This window comes from Deinococcus arboris (assembly GCF_009755355.1).
In the GTDB taxonomy this organism is placed as follows: Bacteria; Deinococcota; Deinococci; order Deinococcales; family Deinococcaceae; genus Deinococcus; species Deinococcus betulae.
Genome location: NZ_WQLB01000030.1, coordinates 1 through 19,808 on the forward strand (window position 1 = coordinate 1; position 19,808 = coordinate 19,808).

At 67.4% G+C, this 19,808-nt stretch carries 17 protein-coding genes and 1 tRNA gene; 3 read left to right on the forward strand and 15 right to left on the reverse strand.

The annotated features are described in order from the left end of the window. Positions 1 to 322: 322 nt before the first annotated feature. The 7 genes from GO986_RS17475 to GO986_RS17505 all read right to left on the reverse strand — a co-directional run bounded on the left by GO986_RS17475 (position 323) and on the right by GO986_RS17505 (position 5,717). Positions 323 to 1,279 carry a siderophore-interacting protein gene (locus GO986_RS17475; RefSeq protein WP_157460590.1) on the reverse strand — a complete coding sequence of 319 codons (957 nt, stop codon included), beginning with the start codon at positions 1,277 to 1,279 and terminating at the stop codon, positions 323 to 325. Then, the gene (locus tag GO986_RS17480; RefSeq protein ID WP_157460591.1) at positions 1,276 to 1,608 is read right to left on the reverse strand and encodes an antibiotic biosynthesis monooxygenase family protein; all 333 of its coding nucleotides are present in this window, start codon (positions 1,606 to 1,608) and stop codon (positions 1,276 to 1,278) included. Before GO986_RS17480 ends, GO986_RS17475 begins: the two co-directional genes overlap by 4 nt. 14 nt (positions 1,609 to 1,622) lie before the next feature. Beyond that, a complete protein-coding gene (locus GO986_RS17485; RefSeq protein ID WP_157460592.1) occupies positions 1,623 to 1,952 on the reverse strand; it encodes a hypothetical protein in 330 nt (109 codons plus the stop codon). Between the two features lie 3 nt (positions 1,953 to 1,955). Further along, the gene (locus GO986_RS17490) at positions 1,956 to 2,858 is read right to left on the reverse strand and encodes a heme/hemin ABC transporter substrate-binding protein (RefSeq protein ID WP_157460593.1); all 903 of its coding nucleotides are present in this window, start codon (positions 2,856 to 2,858) and stop codon (positions 1,956 to 1,958) included. Between the two features lie 92 nt (positions 2,859 to 2,950). Continuing rightward, on the reverse strand, positions 2,951 to 3,784 hold the full coding sequence (locus tag GO986_RS17495) for a heme ABC transporter ATP-binding protein (RefSeq protein WP_157460594.1): 834 nt from the start codon (positions 3,782 to 3,784) through the stop codon (positions 2,951 to 2,953). After that, entirely contained in the window at positions 3,781 to 4,839 is a 1,059-nt protein-coding gene (locus GO986_RS17500; protein ID WP_232337872.1) for a FecCD family ABC transporter permease, read from the reverse strand. Before GO986_RS17500 ends, GO986_RS17495 begins: the two co-directional genes overlap by 4 nt. Then, positions 4,836 to 5,717: a heme/hemin ABC transporter substrate-binding protein gene (locus GO986_RS17505; RefSeq protein ID WP_224576836.1), complete on the reverse strand. Its 882-nt coding sequence runs from the start codon at positions 5,715 to 5,717 to the stop codon at positions 4,836 to 4,838. The genes GO986_RS17500 and GO986_RS17505 overlap by 4 nt, the downstream gene beginning before the upstream one ends. Positions 5,718 to 6,019: 302 nt before the next feature. Between GO986_RS17505 and ddrC the strand changes: the two genes are divergently transcribed. From ddrC to GO986_RS17520, 3 genes are all read left to right on the forward strand, one after another. Continuing rightward, a complete protein-coding gene (gene ddrC / locus GO986_RS17510; protein WP_157460596.1) occupies positions 6,020 to 6,715 on the forward strand; it encodes a DNA damage response protein DdrC in 696 nt (231 codons plus the stop codon). 105 nt (positions 6,716 to 6,820) lie between these two features. Further along, positions 6,821 to 7,867, forward strand: a complete 1,047-nt coding sequence (locus tag GO986_RS17515) for an LptF/LptG family permease (protein ID WP_369409449.1) — start codon at positions 6,821 to 6,823, stop codon at positions 7,865 to 7,867. Continuing rightward, a complete protein-coding gene (locus GO986_RS17520) occupies positions 7,864 to 8,958 on the forward strand; it encodes an LptF/LptG family permease (RefSeq protein ID WP_369409450.1) in 1,095 nt (364 codons plus the stop codon). The genes GO986_RS17515 and GO986_RS17520 overlap by 4 nt, the downstream gene beginning before the upstream one ends. A gap of 61 nt (positions 8,959 to 9,019) precedes the next feature. On the opposite strand, the gene GO986_RS17525 is transcribed toward GO986_RS17520, so the two are convergent. The 8 genes from GO986_RS17525 to GO986_RS22650 form a co-directional block, all read right to left on the reverse strand. Continuing rightward, positions 9,020 to 9,763, reverse strand: coding sequence for a hypothetical protein (locus tag GO986_RS17525; protein ID WP_157460598.1), 744 nt, complete (start codon positions 9,761 to 9,763; stop codon positions 9,020 to 9,022). A gap of 35 nt (positions 9,764 to 9,798) precedes the next feature. After that, entirely contained in the window at positions 9,799 to 11,055 is a 1,257-nt protein-coding gene (locus GO986_RS17530; protein WP_157460599.1) for an SDR family NAD(P)-dependent oxidoreductase, read from the reverse strand. A gap of 213 nt (positions 11,056 to 11,268) precedes the next feature. Further along, positions 11,269 to 11,340: transfer RNA gene (locus GO986_RS17535), tRNA-Ala, on the reverse strand. Positions 11,341 to 11,348: 8 nt separating this feature from the next. Continuing rightward, on the reverse strand, positions 11,349 to 13,454 hold the full coding sequence (pta, locus tag GO986_RS17540) for a phosphate acetyltransferase (RefSeq protein WP_157460600.1): 2,106 nt from the start codon (positions 13,452 to 13,454) through the stop codon (positions 11,349 to 11,351). Continuing rightward, entirely contained in the window at positions 13,451 to 14,641 is a 1,191-nt protein-coding gene (locus GO986_RS17545; RefSeq protein ID WP_157460634.1) for an acetate kinase, read from the reverse strand. Before GO986_RS17545 ends, pta begins: the two co-directional genes overlap by 4 nt. A gap of 93 nt (positions 14,642 to 14,734) precedes the next feature. Then, a complete protein-coding gene (locus tag GO986_RS17550; protein ID WP_157460601.1) occupies positions 14,735 to 15,034 on the reverse strand; it encodes a hypothetical protein in 300 nt (99 codons plus the stop codon). Further along, positions 15,031 to 16,071, reverse strand: a complete 1,041-nt coding sequence (locus GO986_RS17555) for a hypothetical protein (protein WP_157460602.1) — start codon at positions 16,069 to 16,071, stop codon at positions 15,031 to 15,033. The genes GO986_RS17550 and GO986_RS17555 overlap by 4 nt, the downstream gene beginning before the upstream one ends. Next, on the reverse strand, positions 16,068 to 19,748 hold the full coding sequence (locus GO986_RS22650) for an eCIS core domain-containing protein (RefSeq protein WP_198170783.1): 3,681 nt from the start codon (positions 19,746 to 19,748) through the stop codon (positions 16,068 to 16,070). The genes GO986_RS17555 and GO986_RS22650 overlap by 4 nt, the downstream gene beginning before the upstream one ends. Positions 19,749 to 19,808 lie beyond the last annotated feature (60 nt).

The following is a 19,808-nucleotide window of genomic DNA, read 5'->3' on the forward strand; positions in this document are numbered from 1 at the left end:
ACCCTGTGAATAGATTGACCGACGCTGCATACCGCGCTATAATCTTTGACATCACCGCCCAAAGAGGCGGCTTTTTTATTGCCTGACCAGCCAACAGGACCAGCGGAGAGATTGAATGTCTCCCCACCGGTTCTCCTCAGCCTCTTAGACGGATTCCGTTTGTTTCGTTGACAAATCGGGAAAACGCCGATTTGCCAACTCCACGTCCGGAACCCGTTGTTCTCCTTCTCGCTCTCCTGAGGAGTTTTTCAAGTCTGCTGCGCCGCTTTGCAAGTCCGCTCGGACTTCATTGTTGTTGCAAACGATTCAACTGGAGTCCGTCTTAGTTCTTTTCGTTCACGCGCCAGTAGCCGGTCACCCGCACATCGGCGTCCGGGTACTCGGTGCGCAGATGCTTGCGCAGGGCTTTGGCGGCGCTGACTTCCAGGGCGCCCCACACCGCTGCGGGCGGGGTTTCCAGGGCGTCCAGCACTTCACGCAGGGCGGTGCCACTCCCGCCCGTGCGGGGCAGCCAGCTCACATGCGCGCCAGCCGGCAGGTGCACGTCGTCCAGGTAGCGCTGGTCGGCGGCGTCGCCTACTTCCAGCAGCACGCGCACGGGGTGTTCATCGGCCCAGCCTTCCAGCAGCGCGGCGATGGTTGGCAGTGCCGTCTCGTCGCCCAGCAGCAGCGCGGGACCGGCACTGAAGTCGGGGGTGACCTCCTGATAATCGCCGCGTGCCGTGACGGTCTCGCCGGGCTGGAGGCCCTCGGCCCACTGGCTGCCCAGGGTGTTGTCGTGGCAGTACACGTCGACTTCAGCGGTAGTGCCACTGACGCGGCGCAGGGTATATGGGCGGCCATGTTCATGCCCCGGCACGTCAAAGCGGCAGGCGTAGCCGGGGCGCCAATCGGCACGCTCGTCCTCGCCCAGATTGACAGTCAGGCGGCGAAAATGTGCCGTCAGGGCGCGGTTCTCGGTCAGGCACCAGTGGGCCACACGGCTGTCTGGCTTGACCCCCAGCTTCTTCATCGCCTCGCCCACCGTGCCGCGAATGGCTTCGTGGGCCGGGCCCGGCACGGCATAAGCCACGAAATGACGGCTCAGGCCGGCAGGAGCGGTGACTTCCAGCTCCATCCCGTCCTCGTAGACGGCAGTCATCTGGACGTGGGTGGCGTCCTGAACAGGGGTGTAGGCCTTGACGCAGTGCAGCAGTTCGGGCACGTGGCCCTCGTTGACGTGCGTGATGATGTCGTGCATGTCGTCATTGACGATGGGCTGGCGGGCAGCAGTGGTCATGCGGGCTCTCCTTGCGGCCGGGTGTCACTGTTCAGAAACACCTCGTGGATTTCCAGTTCGCTGGGGCCGTCAAAGGCTTCCTTGGGCAGGCTGCCGCTGCGGGCGTGGCCCTGCTTGAAAGCGTCGGACGTGGTCCAGGCTTCAAAGGCCTCGCGGCTCTCCCAGTACGTCAGCACGATGTAGGGTTTGCCCGGCTGGGCGGGACGCAGGACCTCGTTGCGAATAAAGCCGGGCATGGTGTCCACCAGCCCCGCGCGGGTGCGGAACCGCTCCTCGAAAGCGTCGGCGTAGTCGGGGTGCACCCGGATTCGGTTCATCACAGTCAGCATGGGGTCTCCTGGGTCTAATTTAATGCGTACAGAGGTCGGCTGGGTGCGCTGGCCGGTACCTGTGCCGCCTGAAGCAGCGCTGCGAAGGCCTGCCAGTCGTCCAGCGACAGGGTGGTGCCCAGCGGGCCGTACCACAGGCCCACATGCGCGGCGCTGTGGTGGGCGTGCCACTGCCCCAGACTGCCGCCGTCAGGCGCCTGGGCCAGCGCGTGCAAGTCACGGAACTCCTCGTCGTTGAGCGACAGGTTCAGGCTGTCCCACACCACATGCAGGGCCCCACACGAGCAGCGCATCACCTTGCGGCGCGGCGCGTGCTGCACGACCGGCGTCAGGCTGTGGCACATGGCTTAGCGCCCGCTGCCCAGGCGAAGTTCGGGATGCAGGCGCAGGGTCAGGTCCTGCACGGCGCGGCCCAGCCGGGGGCCAAAGCCCAGCAGGTACAGGTCGTCCAGCGCCACCACCGCGCGGTTGCGGCCAGCGGGCGTCTGGGCAATCCCGGGCAGCTTCAGCAGGCCGTCCACACCGCCCACGCTGTCCAGGCCGCCCGAAAGCATCAAGATCACGTCGGGGGCAGCGGCCACAGCGGCCTCGGGGGTCAGGGGCTTGTAGCCCTCAACCGCCCCGAAAGGATTGACCCCGCCTGCCAGGCGAATCATGGCGTCGGCCGAGGTGCCCGCGCCGCTCATCTGCGCGCCCTGTGGGCCACGCGCGTAGATAAACAGCACCTTGGGTTTGGACTTGAACCGCGAGAACAGCACCTGCGCCTTGGCGAGGTCGCGGTCAATGCCGGCGTTCAGTTCGGCGGCCTTGGCGTCCTTGCCAAAGACCTTGGCGATGGCGCTGATCTTGGCCTTGGTGCCTGCCGGAGTGGGGTCGGCGGGCAGAATCAGGACCTTCAGGCCGGCGGCGCGCAGCTGCGCGAGGGTGGTGGGCGGCCCGGCTTCGGTGGTGGCCAGCACCAGCGAGGGGTTCAGGGCGATGATGCCTTCGGCCGTCAAGGCGCGCTGGTAGCCCACCTTGGGCAGTTTGTTCACGGCGTCAGGAGAGTACGAGGAGGAATCGGCGGCAATCACCCGGCTGCCGGCCCCCAGCGCGTACACGATTTCGGTGACGGGACCACCCAGGGTCAGGACGCGGGCGGTGTCGGCTGGAGTCAGGGCGACGGTGCGGCCCTCAGCGTCCGTGACATTCACGGTCTGGGCCGAGGCCACCGAGGCGGCCAGCAGGGCTGGAAGCAGGAAGCGGGTCATGGGCAGAGCACTCCTTGGGACAGAGGCGAGTAACGAACTAATCCGAGCGAATTACTCAAGTTTAATGCAGAAAAAGGAGGTGGGGTCTCCTTCTACTGGGCGCTGACAATCAGGGGGCAGTCCAGGCAGGGGTGACGGGTGACCAGCACCTCGTGGCCGTAAGCGGCGTGAATATGGTCACGGGTCAGGGCGGCACTGGGGGTATCGCAGGCCAGGACGGCGCCGTCCGAGAGCAGCAGCACCCGGTCGGCGTACTGCGCGGCCAGATTCAGGTCGTGCAGCACAGCCAGCACCCCCACGCCCTGCGCGCAGAGGTCGCGTGCCAGGCGCAGGGTGGCGTGCTGATGCGCGAGATCGAGGCTGGCGGTGGGTTCGTCCAGCAGCAGCACCCGGTCACCCGGCGTGCCCTCCAGCTGCGCCAGCGTGCGCGCCAGATGAACGCGCTGCTGCTCGCCGCCCGAGAGGGTCTGAATATTGCGGCCCTCGTAGCCGGCCAGGCCCACCCGCGCCAGGCAGGCAGCGGCAATGGCGCGGTCGGCCGGGGTTTCATTTCGTCCGTGGGGTATGCGGCCCAGCAGTACCACGTCCAGCACTTCGTAGGCAAAAGACACGGGCGTCTGCTGCGGCAACACGGCGCGGCGCCTGGCCAGCTCGGCGCCGCGCCATTCGGGCAGCGCCTGACCAAACAGCTCCACCCCGCGCCGGCCCAGCTCGCCGGTCAGGTGCTTCAGGAGCGTACTTTTGCCGGCGCCGTTGCGCCCCAGCACCACCAGCAGTTCGCCGGCCTGAAGCGACAGCGACACCTGCCGCAGCAGCGTGCGGCCCGCCACCTCATACGCCAGTTCGGTGACGCGAACCAGGGTGGCCGCCGGAGCCTGGACAGGAACCGGCACGCTCTGAGGGTCCAGCACAGCGGCCTCCCTCATAGGCCCGTCTCCTGCCGGCCCTGGCGCAGCAGGTACAGGAAGAACGGCGCGCCCAGCAGGGCCGTCACGATGCCAATGGGCACCTCAGCCGGCACGGCCACCGTGCGCGACACCAAGTCGGCCAGGACCAGCAGCGTGGCCCCCAGCAGCGCCGAGGCTGGCAGCAGCGTGCGGTGGTTGGGGCCGGTGACCAGACGCAGCAGGTGCGGCACGACCAGGCCGACAAAGCCGATGGTGCCCGCCACTGCCACACCCGCGCCCACGCTGAGGGCCACCAGGGTCACAATGAGCCACTTGACGCCCTGCACCGGAATCCCCAGATGTGCCGCGCCGCTCTCGCCCAGCATGAAGGCGTTGAGGGCGCGGGCCGTCAGGGGCAGCACCAGCACGCCCAGCACAATCAGAGGCAGCGCGCTGAGCACGGTGGGCCAGGTTGCCCCGCCCAGCGACCCCAGGTTCCAGAAGGTGATGGTGCGCAGCTGTTCGTCGGTGGCCAGAAAGGTCATCAGGCCGGTGCCGGCGCCGCACAGCGCGTTGATCGCAATACCGGCCAGCAGCATGGTGGTCACGTTGACCCGGCCCCGGTCCTGCGACAGCAGGTAGATCAGGGCTGTGGACAGCAGGGACCCCACGAAGGCCGCTGCGGGCAGCGAATACATGCCAAAGGCATGAAAGCCCAGCACCACGCTCATGGCGGCCGCCAGGCTGGCCCCACTGGAGATGCCCAGCAGGCCAGGGTCGGCCAGAGGGTTGCGGAACAGCCCCTGCATGGCGGCCCCCGCTATCGCCAGGCCCGCGCCCACCAGAATGCCCAGCGCCACGCGCGGCAGGCGAATGGCCCACAGCACGGCGGCCTGCTGCTCCTCGTAGCCTTGCAGGGGGGATACGCCCAGCGGCGCCAGCAGGATGCTGAGCACCTGCCCTGGCGTAATCGGCACCGCGCCCGTGCCCACCGCCAGCACCACCGCGCCGACCAGCAGCAGCGGCAGCGCCAGCAGCACCAGGGCCGCCCGCGTGCGCTGACGGCTCAGGACCGGGGCGGCGGCAGCGGTCAACGGAAGTCGGCCTTCCACTCGCGGGCGAGCTTCAGCGCGAACTCGGGCAGACGCGGCCCAATCCAGCGAACCGAGTCGTCCACGGTGTAGACGCGGCGGTTGCGCCCCGCGTTGGTCTGGGCCACGCCGGGCATCTTCAGCACGGCGTCCAGGTTGCCCACCGCTTCCATGCCGCGGGTCAGCATGATGATGGCGTCGGGGTTCATGGCCACCAGAGCTTCGGCGGTCAGCTCCTTGGTGTCTTTGAAGGTCGCGGCGTTCTTGCCGCCGGCCAGGGTAATCAGCTCGTTGGCGCCGCCGTCGGTGCCGTACAGCATGCCGCTGGCGGGGCCGTGGGCGTACAGAAAGACCACCTTGGGCGCCGTCTTGGGCTGGTTGGCCTTCACGGCCTGCATGGTAGTGTCAAAGCTCTTGCTCAGGCTGGTGGCCGCGCTCTGCACGTTATAGACCTGGCCCAGCATGTTCAGGCGGGCCTTGACGCCGTCCAGGCCGCCACGGTCGCTGGCGGGCAGCACCAGCACCTTGACGCCGGCCGCGCGCAGCTGCTCAACCGTCTTGACGTTGCTGGGCATGGCGAAGTTATCGGCGGTGCCAATCACCACGTCCGGCTTCAGGGCAATGATGCCTTCGGCGGGCAGCTGCGCCCAGTGGCCCACGCTGGGAATCTTGTTGGGCGGGTAGGTGCCGGTGATGTCGGTGCCGACAATCGTGGCCTGCTTGCCGAGGCGGTAAATCAGTTCCACGGTGGTGGCGTTCAGCGCGACCACGCGCTTGGGGTTGGTCACTTCCACCGTCACGCCGTCGGCGCCCTTAATGGACGCCGCAGAAGCGGCAGAGAGCAGAGCGAGAGCCGTCAGAGCCAGAAGTTTCCCTTTCACGGCCCCAACGTATGTAAACCGAGTGGTTTAGTCAAGTATAAGTGTGGTTTGACCCACGAAGAGGTTGGACGGGCGTTCAGTTGGCTGCGTAACTCTGTCTAAAAAAGTAGGCCGAAGTATTCTGTCTCTGGCAAAAGGATGGTTTGGACTGTCCACAGCAGCTCATGACTTCGCCTTCAGGTTGATTGTCTCAAAAAAAAGCCTATGGATCGCAGAATTAAGCCGATAGATTTTCCGCATACCTGGTCTTCAGCTGCGCCTAAAGATTATGTTTTAAGCAGAAAATGTGGTATACTCTTTCTATGAAGAACGCTCCGCTGACCCTCGATTTTGGCACCGTCCGGTTGCCCGTCAGTGCGGACGGCCTCCTACACGCCGCCTCGGCCCTGAATCAACTGGGAGTAACCGAAGACCGCCATACCGCCACCTGCGCCGCGCTGGAACTGGACCTTGAAACGCGCGATTACGGTGCAGGGGCCGAAGCGGCCCTGAGCATTCCCGACTTCACCCGCCTGGCCTTTACGCTGGAGACCCCGCAGGCGCGGCGCTGGCGCAAGCGGGCGCAGGATCTGCTGACGCGCGCCTTGCAAGGCGACGTGCGCCTGTCGGCCCAGATTGCCGAGCGCAACCCTGACCCCGAAGCGCGGCGCTGGCTGGCCTCCCGCCTGGAAAGCACCCACGCCCGCCGCGAACTGATGAGCACCGTGGCCCGCCACGGCGGCGCCGGACCGGTGTACGGCCAGCTGGGCAGCATCAGCAACCGCAGCGTGCTGGGCACCAACAGCGCCGCCATTCGCCGCGAGCGGGGCGTCAAACAGACCCGCGACGGCCTGAGCAGCACCGAACTGCTGCGCCTGGCTTATCTGGACACGGCCACCACCCGCGCCATTCAGGAGCGAGGCGCCCACGGCAACGCGGCCATCTTGAAGCTGCACGAATATGTCGCCCGCCGGGAGCGGCTGGGCTGGGAAACCCCACTGCCCACGCAAGCGAGCTAAAGCAGGGGAGGGAAGACGGGCAGGCCACATTTCCAGTGGCCTGCCCGTCCCCTTTGACGCCAGTTGCCGCTCTGTTCCTCATGCAGGCCCGCTAGAATCCGGCTCGTGCCGCCCATCCTCATTCGCCTCGTTCTGGCCGAGGTCACCCGCTGGTATGCGGCCGGCGTGGCGCTGTTTCTGTCGCTGCAACTGGTAGACGCGCTGAGCAGCACCGTCGCCAAGCTGCTGATGTACCGCCCGCCTATCGAAAAAGCCGCCGCCGCCTTTTTCAGCATTGCCCCCAGCATCCTCAACAAAAGTCTGGTGCTGGCCGTTCCCTTCGCCATCCTGCTGGCGTTTTCGCGGATGCAGCGCGACAGCGAGCTCAAGGCCATCAGCGCCGGAGGCGTGCCGCCGCTGCGGCTGGTGTGGCCGCTGGCCCTGCCCTTTTTATTGGTGGCGGCGCTGGCGTACGTGAACGGGGACCGGCTGGTGCCGGCTGGACTGGCGCGCTGGGACACCGCCTGGTTCAACATCTACAGCATTCCGGTGCCGCCCACCACGCAGAAACGCTACACCTACGCGCCACCCAGCGCCCTGTACTACGCGGGCAGCGTGGTCAGTGACGGTAATGGGCAAACGGCCCAGCTGCAAGGGGTCATGGTGCAGATTGGCCAGAAAACGCTGACGGCCAGCATTGGCACCTGGGACAGCGGCAAGCGCACCTGGACCCTGCTGAGCCCCTGGATCAGCCTGCCGGGCCAGAATCCCCGGCAGGCCACCGCGCCGGTGACGGTGCCGCAGGCCGACACCCTGCGCCGCCCCCCTGCCGCCGCTGAGCAGACGCCCACGGCCGAACTGCGGGCCCGCACCACTGACGCGCGCCTATTGCCCGCTGACCGGCGTGACGCGGCCTTTCAGCTGACCCGCCGCGTGGCCGACCCCCTGACGGCTGTGGTCTTTGCCCTGGCCGCGGGCGCCCTGGGCCTGCTGCTGCGCAACCGCGCCGCCGCCTTTGCCGCCGTGCTGGTGTTTCTGGTGGGGTTCTACGCCCTGTGGGCCACCGTGCCGGGTCTGGCGCGGGCCGGCGCCCTGGACCCCGCGCTGGCCGCGTGGCTGCCCAATCTGGCCTTTTTGCTGCTGGCCGCTGCACTGACCTGGAGGCTGCGGTGAAGACCTTTGAACGCTACGTGCTGGGCGAGATTCTGCCGTTTCTGGCGGGGGGGGTGGCGGCGGTGATTACGCTGCTGCTGCTGGTCGGGTTGGAAAAAATCATTGCGCCGCTGCTGGCCAAGGGGGCCGACCCCCTGCTGGTGGCCCGCGTGCTGGCCCTTAGTGTGCCGGAGGCCACCGCGACCGCCCTGCCTATCGCCCTAATGTTCGCGGTGCTGCTGGGGCTGTCGCGCCTGGCGGCTGACAGCGAGATTAAAAGTGCGGTGGCGGCGGGCATTCCGGCGGCCCGGCTGTTCCGGCCCGTGCTGCTGCTGGGCGGCGTGGTGGCGCTGCTGGCCTTTGGGCTGGGCGAAGGCTTCGTGCCGCGCGCCCGCACCGAGGCGCGGGCCGTGCAGCGTCAGATTGTCCTGGACAACCCACGTGTGCTGGGCCTGGGCGAGCAGAACGTGGTGCTGCGCGACACCCTGGGCCGCGCCATCAGCGTGGGTGAGGTGCGCCCCGGCGGCGAACTGCGCGACCTGCGGATTGTGACCATGCAGGACAGCCTCCCCCCCCGCGAGGTGATTACGGCCCAGTCTGGGCGCCTGGAACCCGGCAGCAACGTCCTTGAATTGCGTGACGGCCAGCGCGTCACCTATCAGGACGCCCGCCCGGTGACGGTGCTGAGTTTCGAGCGCGGCCAGTTGCCCCTGCAAGACACCGGCACCGATCTGAGCGGCGAGGGCGGCAACGTGGCCCAGCCCCTCTATGACCCGCTGCCAGACCTGTGGCGCCGCACCCAGACCTACCGCCAGCAGCACATCAGTGCGCCGGCCGATTTCACGGCGCTGCACCAGAAGTTTGCTGGCCCGCTGGCCGCCCTGGCCCTGGCTTTTTTTGCAGTCAGCCTGGCTGTCTACGCCTTTCGCAGTGGCCGCGACCTAGGGCTGGTGTGGGCCCTGCTGCTGACCTTTGCGTACTACGCGACGTTCAGCGTCTTCCGCGTGATGGGCGAGAACGGCGCCCTGCCTGGCGCCCTGGCCGCCTACGGTCCCAATCTGATTGCGCTGGCGGCGGGCGCGGCGCTGCTGTGGCTCACGGCGCGGCGCTGAAAGGGCCATTTACGACTGGTGTCTGAAGCGGCCCTGTGTTCTGTTCAGGTAGCGGCCTGAATTAGAACAGCACCGGGCCGCTGGCTTTCAGCGCGTAATGGACCCGGCGCAGAGCGACGGCCTGGGCGCGTGACAGCGCTTCGCTGCGAGCCAACCGGTCCAGGGCACGGGCGTGCAGCGCCATTCGGTGCGGCGCATCGGTGTCCAGCGTCGGCATATAGGCAAAGGTCACGGCTGGCCCCAGACTGTCGACCAGGGCGTCCAGCCGTTCCAGTGAAGGCGATTGCCGCCGACCCCGGTGAATCAGCCTCTCGTCATAGCGGCGCACATGAAACTTGTGGTCACTCTGAACGTGGTAGGCCGCGTAGCCCAGCAGGCGCGCGTGCGTCAGGGCCAGATAGATGGCTGCTCGCTCGGCCAGCCCTTCGTGACCCTGGGCGCCCCGCAGGACGGCGCCGTAAGGGCGGTTATTCAGCAGGTAGCCCAGGCTAAGCGAGCCGTCTCCCTTGTCTGCGCTGCCATCGGTGCGGAGACACACAGCAGAGGTGGTGAGAGGGTGGTCCTGCTTTAAGGTTCGCAGGGTCTGCGCGTCTGGGGGCTGGCCGTCCACCAGCCGGGTCAGGGCGCCTGCTAGTACAGCGGCCTGTCGTGCCTGCACCTCTCCACTTGGATCAGGAGTCAGCTGCTGAACCTCCATGGCTGCGGCGTGCCGCTCGGCCACGGCAGCGGCGGTCACGCCAGCCACCGGGAGCAGGCCGTAGGAAACGCCGTCCAGCACATAGCCCAGACCTTCGGGCGCGGTCACGGCCCAGAATGTGGCCTGCTGGTGGCGGGGAATGATTACCATGGCTGAACCCGGTAGTCCTTGAGAAAGACCCCTGCCAAGGGCCGGCCCGGCTCATTCAGCCCGGTAAAGATGGGGTCGCACAGCCGGGCCGCCGCGTCGTCTAGGTCCAGTGGCAGGCGAAAGCCCTGCGCGGCCATGCGTTCCTGCTGGGGGTGCGGCTCCTGCTGCGACACCCAGCCGGGGTCCACGCTGGTCATGTAAATGCTTTCTCGGGCCAGGCGCGGGCCGCTGGTGCGCGTCAGCATGTTCAGGGCGGCCTTGGCCATGTTCGTGTGCGGGTGGCGGTCGTTCTTGGCAGCGCGCGCAAACTGCCCTTCCACGGCGCTCACATTCACGATGAAGCGCCGCTGAAACGGCGAGCGCCGCAGCAGGGGCAGCAGGCCGCTGCACAGCAAATAGGGCGCCGTGGTGTTCACCAGCTGCACTTCCAGCAGTTCGCGCGCCTCCACGTCGTCCAGTCGGGCGGTCCAGCTGTTGTGGGGGCGCCGGTCCAGCGCGTGCCCGTGCCGGTCCAGTTGCTCTAGTGGGAAGAAAGGTGACGGCTCCTCCCCGTTCAGCAGGGCAGCGGGGGCGGACTGCGCCACCTTCAGGTCCAGCGCCGTGCCGGGCAGAGCCTGCCGCTCGCCACCCAGGAGCGGAGCGTAGTAGGTGGGGGGCCGCGCGATGGTCTGCGCGGCGTTGTTGATCAGAATGTCCAGGTGGGGCAGGGTGCGGCCCAGTTCGTCGGTGAATGCCTGCACGGCGCGAATGTCGCGGAGGTCCAGGCCGTAGAGGGTCAGGCGGCTGCGCCACTCGTGGGCGTCGGGTTCGCTGGCGTAGCGCTGCGCGGCGTCCATAGGAAATCGGGTGGTCACAGTCACCTGCGCGCCACTCCGCAGCAGTCGCAGGGCCGTGGCATACCCTATGTTCACCCGGCCTCCGGTGAGCAGGGCCACGCGGCCCGTCAGATCGGCGCGGGCGCGGCGCTTGTGGCGGTTGAGCTGACCACAGGCCGCGCAGCAGGCGGGATTGCCCGCATCAGCCAGACCGAAGGGTTGCCGGCACATGTAGCAGCGCCGCTGCGTCTGAGGGTCTGGGGCCGGACGCTGCGCAGTCTGCGCCTGCCGGGCATGCTTGCGCCCCAGGCGGTTGACGCCAGCCACCAGCGTGCGGAATTCAGGCTGGTCATCGGCCAGGGCCGGGTTGCGTAATACCGCCTTCAGCACGCGCTGCGCGGCTTGCCAATCCAGGGGAGTCAGGTCGGGGTCCATAGAGAACAAAAGGTGGAGGGAGCGTCGTCGGTGAAGTGACGGACCCCCTCCGGTATCCGGGACGGACTCGAACCGCCGGCCTCCCGATCTGAAGTCGGGCGCTCTTCCGCTGAGCTACCGAACAGCCCCAGTGTAATAGGCCCCAATGTCTTTTGCCGCGCATATGCCCAAAAGGTAGGGGCCGCGTCACCTTGGCAAGGTGGGCGGTCCCCGGTGTCTGGGGCGGAACCGAACCGCCGACCCTCCACTTGCAAAGCGGATGCTCTTCCACTGAGCTACCAGACTCCCTCAGTCTAGCTCTGACCTTCTCCTTGCGCTGCCTGAATGGCCGTCAGGGCAATCGTGTACACGATGTCGTCCACCAGCGCGCCGCGCGACAGGTCATTGACTGGCTTGCGCAGGCCCTGAAGCATCGGCCCCACCGCTACCACACCCGCCGCGCGCTGCACGGCCTTGTAGGTGGTGTTGCCCGTGTTCAGGTCGGGAAAGATGAACACTGTGGCGCGCCCTGCCACCAGGCTGCCTGGCGCCTTCTGCTGCCCCACCGACAGCACGCTGGCGGCGTCGTACTGAAGGGGGCCGTCCACCACGAGGTCGGGTCGGCGCTCCCGGACAAGCGCCGTGGCGGCCTTCACCTTTTCCACGTCCTCGCCGCTGCCCGATTCGCCAGTGGAATACGACAGCATCGCCACGCGCGGCGTGATGCCAAAGGCGCGGGCGCTGTCCGCACTCTGAATGGCGATGTCGGCCAGTTCCTCGGCGCCGGGGTTGGGGTTGATGGCCGCGTCGCCGTAGACCAGCACCTGCTCGGGCATCAGCATGAAAAACACCGAACTGACCAGGCCCGCGCCCGGCGCCGTTTTAATCAGTTGCAGGGCCGGCCGCACCGTGTTGGCCGTCGTGTGAATGGCGCCCGACACCAGGCCGTCGACCTCGCCCAGCGCCAGCATCATGGTGCCCAGCACCACCGTGTCTTCCAGCTGTGCCTCGGCCTGGGGGGCGGTCAGGCCCTTGCTTTTTCGCAACTCGACCATCGGGGCGACGTAATGCTGGCGCACCGAATCGGGGTCCAGCACTTCCAGCCCATCCGGCAGGGTGAGGCCCTGTCCCTCGGCCACCTGACGCACCCGTTCGGGCCGGGCCAGCAGCACGGGCCGGGCAATGCCCTTTTCTACGCAGCGGATGGCGGCCTTGACGGTGCGCGGCTCGTCACCCTCGGGCAGCACGATGCGCTTGCCAGCAGCGCGGGCCTTTTGAATCAGCTCGTAGCGAAAGGCACTGGGCGGCAGGCGGCGCTCGCCCGCCGGGGCAGGGGCCCGCAGGCGCGTGCCCAGCGGCACGGTGTCCAGCCGGTCAGCAATGAAGTCCAGCAGCCGGTCCATGCGCCCCAGGTCGTCGTGCGGCACCCGCGCGTCAATGCGCGAGAGGCGAGAGGCCGTTTCAAACGAGTTGGTGTCGACCCGCAAGACAGGCAAGGTGCTGTTCAGCGCGGCGCGGCACAGCCGCTCGATGCTGTCTTCGGGGCCGCTGCCCGAGGTGAACATCAGCCCCGCCAGCGGCACCCCGCTGAGGTGAGACAGCGCCGCCGCCATCACCACGTCCTCGCGGTCGCCAGGGGTGACCACCAGGGCGCCCGGCACGAACAGGTGCGCCATGCGGGGCACGGTGCGGGCCGTAATCACGGTGCTGGTGACCCGGCGCGCGGCGGCCTCGCCCTCATTGATCACCTCGGCCCCCAGGTGCCGGGCGATGTCCAGGGTGCGCGGCGCGTTCAGTGCGACCGAACTGGACACCACCCCCAGCAGCGGCAGGTCACCGCTGGCCAGCACCCGGCTGCGCGAGCGCAGCTCGGCCATCAGGGTGCCGTAGTCCAGGCCCGGCGGCGCAAAGTTCAGGACGTAGCCGCTCAGGCCGCTGCCGTCGCTGCGGCGGTAGGCCTGGGCGGCAATCTCCAGTTCATCGGCCAGCTCGGCGGGGCTGACCCCGGCCAGGCTGGAGACCAGTACGGTATCGGCTTCCAGGTTGCGGCTCATGCTGGCGTTCAGGGCCCCGGCGTAGGCATTGCGCTCATTCAGGGCCAGCCCCTCGGCGACCAGCACGTCGGCGCCGCCAGCGCTGGCCTCGCGCGCCAGGGCCACCACGCTTTCCATCAGGTCTTCCTCGCCGCCGTGGCTCAGCCCTTCCTCGGCCAGCGCCAGGGCGATGGGTTCGGGCACCGTCAGCCGGACCAGTTCGCGCGCAAAATGCACGCTGTCATCGGTCTTCAGTTCGTGTGTCTGGGCGATGGGTTTCACGAACGCGACCTTGAGGCCCTGGCGTTCTAGGGCGCGCGTCAGTCCCAGCGCGGTGCTGCTGAGCCCCACCCCGTTGCGGGTGGGCGCCAGAAACAGCGTTTTCATACCTGACCTCCGGCCAGCAGAGCCTGCGTCTGCCGCGCGATACTCAGTTCCTCGTTGGTGCCCACCACCAGGGCAGGCAGCGCGCCGGCCGGGCTGATGAGGCCGTTCTGGCCGCGCACTGCTGCGCCGTTGGCCACCTCATCTACCCCTGCGCCCAGCACGGCCAGCCGCTGCAGGGTGGCCGCGCGCACCAGCGCACTGTTTTCACCTATCCCCCCAGTGAACACCAGCGCGTCCACCCGGCCCAGCGCAGCCGCCAGGGCGGCGATTTGCCCTGCCAGCCGGTACACGAACGCGTCTACAGCCAGCTGCGCGCCTGCATGGCCGCGCCCGGCGGCTTCTTCCAATTCCCGCATGTCGTTGCTGAGGCCAGAGAGCCCCAGGAGGCCACTGTCCCGGTTGAGGGCCGCCGTCACTTCCGACAGGCTCAGCCCCGCCTGACGCGCGATGTAATCGTGCAGGCCGGGGTCCACGTCGCCGCTGCGGGTGCCCATGACCAGGCCTTCCAGGGGCGTCAGGCCCATGCTGGTGTCGATGCTGCGCCCGCCCTGCACTGCGCAGAGGCTGCACCCGTTCCCCAGGTGGGCCGTGACCAGGTTCAGCTCGGTCAGGGGGCGGCCCAGCCGCTCGGCTGCCTGGGCCGCCACAAAGGCGTGGCTGGTGCCGTGAAAGCCGTAGCGCCGCACGCCGTGCTGGCGGTACCAGCCCTCCGGGACGGCGTAGCGGTAAGCGACCTCGGGCATGGTCTGGTGAAAGGCCGTGTCGAACACCGCCACATGGGCCGCGCCGGGAAAGGCCGCCTGCGCCGCCTCGATGCCCGCAATGTTGGCCGGATTGTGCAGAGGCGCCAGCGGCACGCAGGCCCGCACACCGTCCAGCACCTCGGGGGTCACCAGGGCAGGCGCGCTGAAGCGGTCGCCGCCGTGAACCACGCGGTGCCCCACGGCCGTCACCTCTTCCCGCAGCCCCAGTGCGTCCAGTGCCGCAGCGATCTGGGCAAAGGCGTCGGCGTAACTGCCGCTGTCCAGTGAGAGGGTCTGGCGTTCTCCGTCCATGTCGAGCCGCAGCGACGCCCCGGCCGACCCGAGCCGCTCGGCCAGCCCGGAGAGCCGCGTCTGTTCATCCTCTTGGCTGAGGAGCGCAAATTTAAGGCTGCTTGACCCGCAGTTGAGCACCAGCGTCCACATACGCCGCATTCTGACAGTGCGCGCCTGAACAGCCGGATTCTCAAGAAAAGACGAAGGCGGGGACCAGGGCGCCACCAACCGTGGAAAAAGTGCCTACGCGCCGGTGTCTGCTTCGCCCCGCAGGTGGGCCACGATGCCTTCCAGATCGGCAGGCATCAGGTTCTCCATGAGCCAGTCCGTGGTGACCATCTCGCCCTGAGCGCGGGTGTTCAGCAGTTCGGTCAGCACATTGAGCAGCGCGTCCATCACGGCGTCGTCGGTCTCGGCGTCCTGGCCAGCGCCCGCCAGCTGCCGCTCTTCGGCCAGCGAGAGCGGCACAGAGGAGAAGGTCAGGCCATTAATGTCAAAGGGCGGGCGCTGGACAGCCTGGCGGCCAAATTGAATGGTGGTCATGGGTGCTCCTTGGCCAGCTCTGGCATCCCTCTGGGTGCAGATTGCCGGGTATAGCCCTTCTGGGGTGTCTTGACGCTGTGGTCAAACCAGGGTGCGGTCTGTGGGTTGAAGTCGAAGTTGAACCACTCGGTCAGTTCGGTAACCTGCTCGTAAAACTCGCGGAACATGCGGTCAAAGATGGGCGCGGCGTCGGTGCCGCTGGAGACCAGGATGGACAGGCTGGTTTCGTTGCCGCCGTCGTTGACCGGATTGCCCGTCATCAGCACGAAGTTCCGCAGGCGAGGAAACCAGCGCTGCAAGCCGAGATGCATCTTGTAGAGCATGAGACGGCGCTCGCCGCTTTCTTGCATGTAACTCTGATAGTCGCCACTCGTGTAGGCGATGCGGCCGTAATACAGCCACTGCTCAGCCATCACTGAGCACACGGCAGAACCCGTTTCAAACCAGTGCTCACTGTATGTACTTTTGAAGACTCTCGTCCCTTCTGGTGCCAATGGACTATCAAACCAACGCCAGAGGCACAAGGCGACACTTGGTTCCCTGCGACTTTCCACAAAAAAGTCATTTGACCTGTCAAGAGCGATCTGATTACTCTCTTGTGAGAAGAGTTTCGCACTGTTAAAAGCAAGGCGAATGCATTCAATCTGGTTGTATTGCTCGTGAAAGAGGATAGAGACATCGCCGTAATAGGCCTGCGCTGCCTCATCAATGTCCCAGCGGAAGAGTGTGTGCTGCGCGCAGAGGACGGACCAGCCTTCGTACTTTGCCAGTTCGCTGGCCCGCTGGGCCTCGGTCATGGGCTGACGAAAGCGCAGCTGGAGCCAGTCGCCGTCAGGGTCGTCCAGCCATTCGCCCACCACGCCGTCATATCGGAACCGAATCCAGTTGTCCTGCTGCGCCAGAGACTCTGCGCTCCACTGCGGATCGTTTAGAAACGCCAGAACAGCGGTGCGGGGAGAGGCGTACGCCACCCGTGGCGTCTCGCGGGCGCGCGTCGGCCGTGTCAGGAGGAGTTTGACCGCTCGCAGGAAACTCATGGCGCCTGAACCTGAGCGGGTGGCTCGGTTTCTGGGGTTTCGTAACCCAGCTCTTTGGTTTCTGTAATTGAGGTTGTTCCTGTGTAAGTGGCATTTGTTTTGACGAGGCGGTCAAACGGCGTGCCCACCATCAGGCGGCCCCCCTGCGCCTCGGGCGTCAGCCCCGTCATCCCGGTCACGACATTCTTCAGGAAATCCTGCTGGACCTTCTCGCTTCCGGCGTTCAGATGCTGCCGGCCAGGGAAGAGGCTCAGCTCGTCTTTCTTGTAAGAGTCAGTTGTTCCTGCTGTGAACGTTTTAAACACCTCTTCACTCAGCCAGCCGCCGGCGAGTGCCCCGGCCCCGGCACTGCCTCCGGCCAGACGCAGCTCGTTCGACTTGCCCCGGGCCTGTTCCCACATCTGCTGGGCCCCAGTGCGGTACATCTGAGGCAGCTGTCCCAGCAGGCCCTTGCTGGGATCAATGCCAGTCACGGCCATCCGAGACTGGGCGCGGTAAGCCTGGGTCGCCTGGGCCAGGAAAGGCGCACGCACAGACTGGGTGGCCTGACGGTACACGTCGTCCGGCGTAATCAGCGCCCGCGCCTGCCGTTTGGCCGCGTTGTTGGACAGGGTTCGGCCTGCCGCCTGGGCCTCTAGGCGGAGGGCCTGCGCTCTGGCGCCAACCAGGATGCCTCTGGCGCGGCCCAATTCGGTCTTCCAGCCGGCAGCCAGCGCTGGATGACTGGCGACCAGGTTTTCCATTTCACGGCCTGTTCGCAAGACGCCCCCCGAGCCAGCCGAGCCGTACCACTGGTTACGAACCTCCGCGCCAATAACTTTCGCCTCGGCCGAAGCGTAGTTGCGCATGGCCGCGAGGTTGCGCTCGGCGGCGGCGAAGACTTGGCCTGAGAAAGAGCGGGTTGGATTGACAGGGAGGCCCAAGCTGCTCAGGTTTGCCCTCATCTGGGTTTCGACCCCTCTGATAGAGGTGGTGCCTTGCCGCCAGCCACGGGTTGCGGTGTCACGCACCTTGTATCCGGCCAATTTCACCTTGTCACGGACCTGCCCCAGCCCACGGCCGGGTGCCCGCAGTGCATTGGCCAGGCCTGGCCGGCCGGCCAACTGGCTTTTTACCCAGTCGCTCGCACGTTTAACGCCGCCCCCACCCAGAGCGGTGGCGCCCCGCCCGGCTTTGGCCAGTCCCCGCACCCCAGCGCTGAACACCGTGTCCAGGCCGCGAAACGCGCCGCCCACCATCCGGCCCGGCAAGCTGCTCCCCACGGCCGTCAGGGCTGGGCTGACGGCGCCTTTCAGGGTGGTCCAGCGCCCGGCGACCCCTGTGGCCGCGTTCTGAGCGGCGCGGCCCACATGGCCTGCCCCGGTGCGGGCGTAGCCCGCCAAGGCACGCGCGCCGCTGGCGAAGGTCGGCGTGTAGCGGGTGGCCGCCCGACCCAGGCCGGTCAGCACTGGCCGCGCGGCGCCACGCACCACACCGCCGACCAGTTTGGCGGCTGGTCCCAGAACCACGCCCAGGGCGCCATCTGTAATGAGGCTCTTGGCGCTGATGCCGTTGTCCCAGGCGACTGGGTTGCCGTTCTTGTCCTTACGACCTTCCAGCAGGTTGCCCACCACGGTGCTGGCCGCGCCGCCCAGAGCCCCCGAAGCAAAGAGGGCCGCCACCAGTGCTGGGCCCGCCAGGCCGCCTGTCGCAGCCGTCAGGGCAGCGGCGCCCGCAATCACGGCGCCCCCCACCACGATGGCCGTGCCGACCTTGAGCACCTGAATGCCCGCCGACTTCAGGAAGCTGACAGTCGCCTTGAACCGGGGACTGTTCTTGATGGTATTGATTTTGCCTGCCACATTCTGCTGAAGGGCTTTAGCACCGTCTACAGACGCGTTCCAGCCCTCGGCCGCCTTCGTCTTGGCGGTGCTCCAGGCCTGCTTGAGCGTGCCCTTGGCCTTCTGCTTGGCCTTGGCTGTGGCCTTGAGGAGTTGCGTACCCGTTGCCCTGGCCCGCTCATACAGTTGGGTGGCTTTGGTCTTGGCCGTGTTCACCAGGGACGTGGTGGCGGTCTTCAGGGCACGTTTGGCCTGCTGCGCCTTCTGGCCCAGGGTGGTGACAGCGCTCTGTGCCGCGCGGCCCAGGGTGGTCACTGCGCTCCGCGTGGCCTGGCTGACCTGCGCCTGGACTTTGCGGGCCGTCTGGCCGGCGCGCTGGGTGAACTGCTGGGCCCCGTGTGCCAGCTGCCCGGCTTTGGCGCTGGTCTGGGCCACGGCCTGCCGCGCCCGCTGCTGCGCGGCCCTGAGGGCGCCGCCCGCATGTTCGCGCACGGTTTTCCCGGCCTTCTGAAGCTTCTGGCTGACTGTGTTGGTCAGGCGCTTGGCCTGCTGCTGGGCCTTGTGAACCGCCTGGCGCGCGGCCTTGATGGCGGGGGCCGCCGCTTTCTGCACGCTCTTGACCGTCTTCTGAATCCGCTGCTGCGCGGCGTTCTGCACGGTCTTGACTGCGCCGGCCAGTTTGGTTTTGGCCGAGCCCGCCAGCTTTTTCAGGTCGTCCAGGCCCCAGCGCTGAACGGCGGTGGCCTGCGGCGCTGTGGTGAGCGAGGGAGCCGGCCGCTTGACCGCGCGGGCCTTACGCGGCAGGGGAGCGGCGGCCAGTCTGGCGCCCATGGTGCGGGCTTCTGTCTCCAGCCCAGCGTCGGGGTCAATGCCTGGGCCCACCCGGCCCTGACGCTGCTGCACCGTATGCGTGACTTCGTGCGCCAGCAGCTCCAGTCCCGATTGGGTGTTCGGATTGAACTGCCCGCTTTGGAAGAAAATATCGCTGCCAGTTGTAAATGCCAGCGCTTTGACGCCAGTGGCCAGGGTGTGCGCCTCGGCATCATCGTGAATGCGGACCCCGCTCAGGTCGTAGTTGAGGCCCTGTTCCAGATGCCGCTGAACCGCTTCGGGCAGGGGATTCCCGCTGCCCCGCCGGGCCTGAATCCGCTGCAAGACTGGCTGGGTCGCTTCGGCGTCCAGCTCTGCCAGTTGCCGCTGCAACGCCTGGGCATGCAGAGCCTGCGCCGCCTGAGCTTCCTGGGCTGCAAAGTGCTGGGCCGCGTGGTCGGCCGCGCGTTGCAGGGCCAAACGTTCTCCACCAGGCACCAGCCCCAGCACGGCGCGGGCCACCTGAGCACTCGCCGGATGCCGCTGCAACGAGGCCAGGTGGTCGCCGTAGGTGGCGTGGCGTTCAGCCGCCGGCCCCCGGTCAGCGCGGAAGCCCTGGGCAAGAGTCTGGGCAACCTGGCGCTGCAGGGCGCTGAAGTGGGCGGCGGCGCGGGTGTCCAGCGGCACGCCTTCGACCTGCTCGGCGCGGTGACGCATGACCGTGACCCACTGGCCTGGCGTGACTGGCTGGGTGGGCACGGGCTCAGGGACACGCGGGGTCGGCGCCAGACCAGCGGGCAGGGCCGCCAACTGCCCGGCCACCGCAGCGCGCTGCACGCCCACACGGGCCACCTCGGCCTGCTGCAAACTGGCGGCCCTGAGCACCGGCCCCGCCACCTGACGCTGCACCCGCACCGGGCGGTGAAGATGTGCCTGCGCCACCCGCACCGCCCGCTCCACGGTGGGGGCGACTGACGGCGAGGTGGGCTGCGCCTCCAGGCGGCGCGTGGTGCTGGCGCGGCGGGACGCCCCCTGCTGTTCAAACATGCCTTGACCTCCGAAACTGACCTTGACAATAGGTCATTTCGGGCGGCGGGTCACACGGTG

Coding starts and splice junctions, on each gene's coding strand:
- GO986_RS17475 (WP_157460590.1), bottom strand. CDS start 1,279: ATGACCACTGCTGCCCGCCAGCCCATCGTCAATGACGACATGCACGAC.
- GO986_RS17480 (WP_157460591.1), bottom strand. CDS start 1,608: ATGCTGACTGTGATGAACCGAATCCGGGTGCACCCCGACTACGCCGAC.
- GO986_RS17485 (WP_157460592.1), bottom strand. CDS start 1,952: ATGTGCCACAGCCTGACGCCGGTCGTGCAGCACGCGCCGCGCCGCAAG.
- GO986_RS17490 (WP_157460593.1), bottom strand. CDS start 2,858: ATGACCCGCTTCCTGCTTCCAGCCCTGCTGGCCGCCTCGGTGGCCTCG.
- GO986_RS17495 (WP_157460594.1), bottom strand. CDS start 3,784: ATGAGGGAGGCCGCTGTGCTGGACCCTCAGAGCGTGCCGGTTCCTGTC.
- ddrC (WP_157460596.1), top strand. CDS start 6,020: ATGAAGAACGCTCCGCTGACCCTCGATTTTGGCACCGTCCGGTTGCCC.
- GO986_RS17530 (WP_157460599.1), bottom strand. CDS start 11,055: ATGGACCCCGACCTGACTCCCCTGGATTGGCAAGCCGCGCAGCGCGTG.
- pta (WP_157460600.1), bottom strand. CDS start 13,454: ATGAAAACGCTGTTTCTGGCGCCCACCCGCAACGGGGTGGGGCTCAGC.
- GO986_RS17545 (WP_157460634.1), bottom strand. CDS start 14,641: ATGTGGACGCTGGTGCTCAACTGCGGGTCAAGCAGCCTTAAATTTGCG.
- GO986_RS17550 (WP_157460601.1), bottom strand. CDS start 15,034: ATGACCACCATTCAATTTGGCCGCCAGGCTGTCCAGCGCCCGCCCTTT.
- GO986_RS17555 (WP_157460602.1), bottom strand. CDS start 16,071: ATGAGTTTCCTGCGAGCGGTCAAACTCCTCCTGACACGGCCGACGCGC.
- GO986_RS22650 (WP_198170783.1), bottom strand. CDS start 19,748: ATGTTTGAACAGCAGGGGGCGTCCCGCCGCGCCAGCACCACGCGCCGC.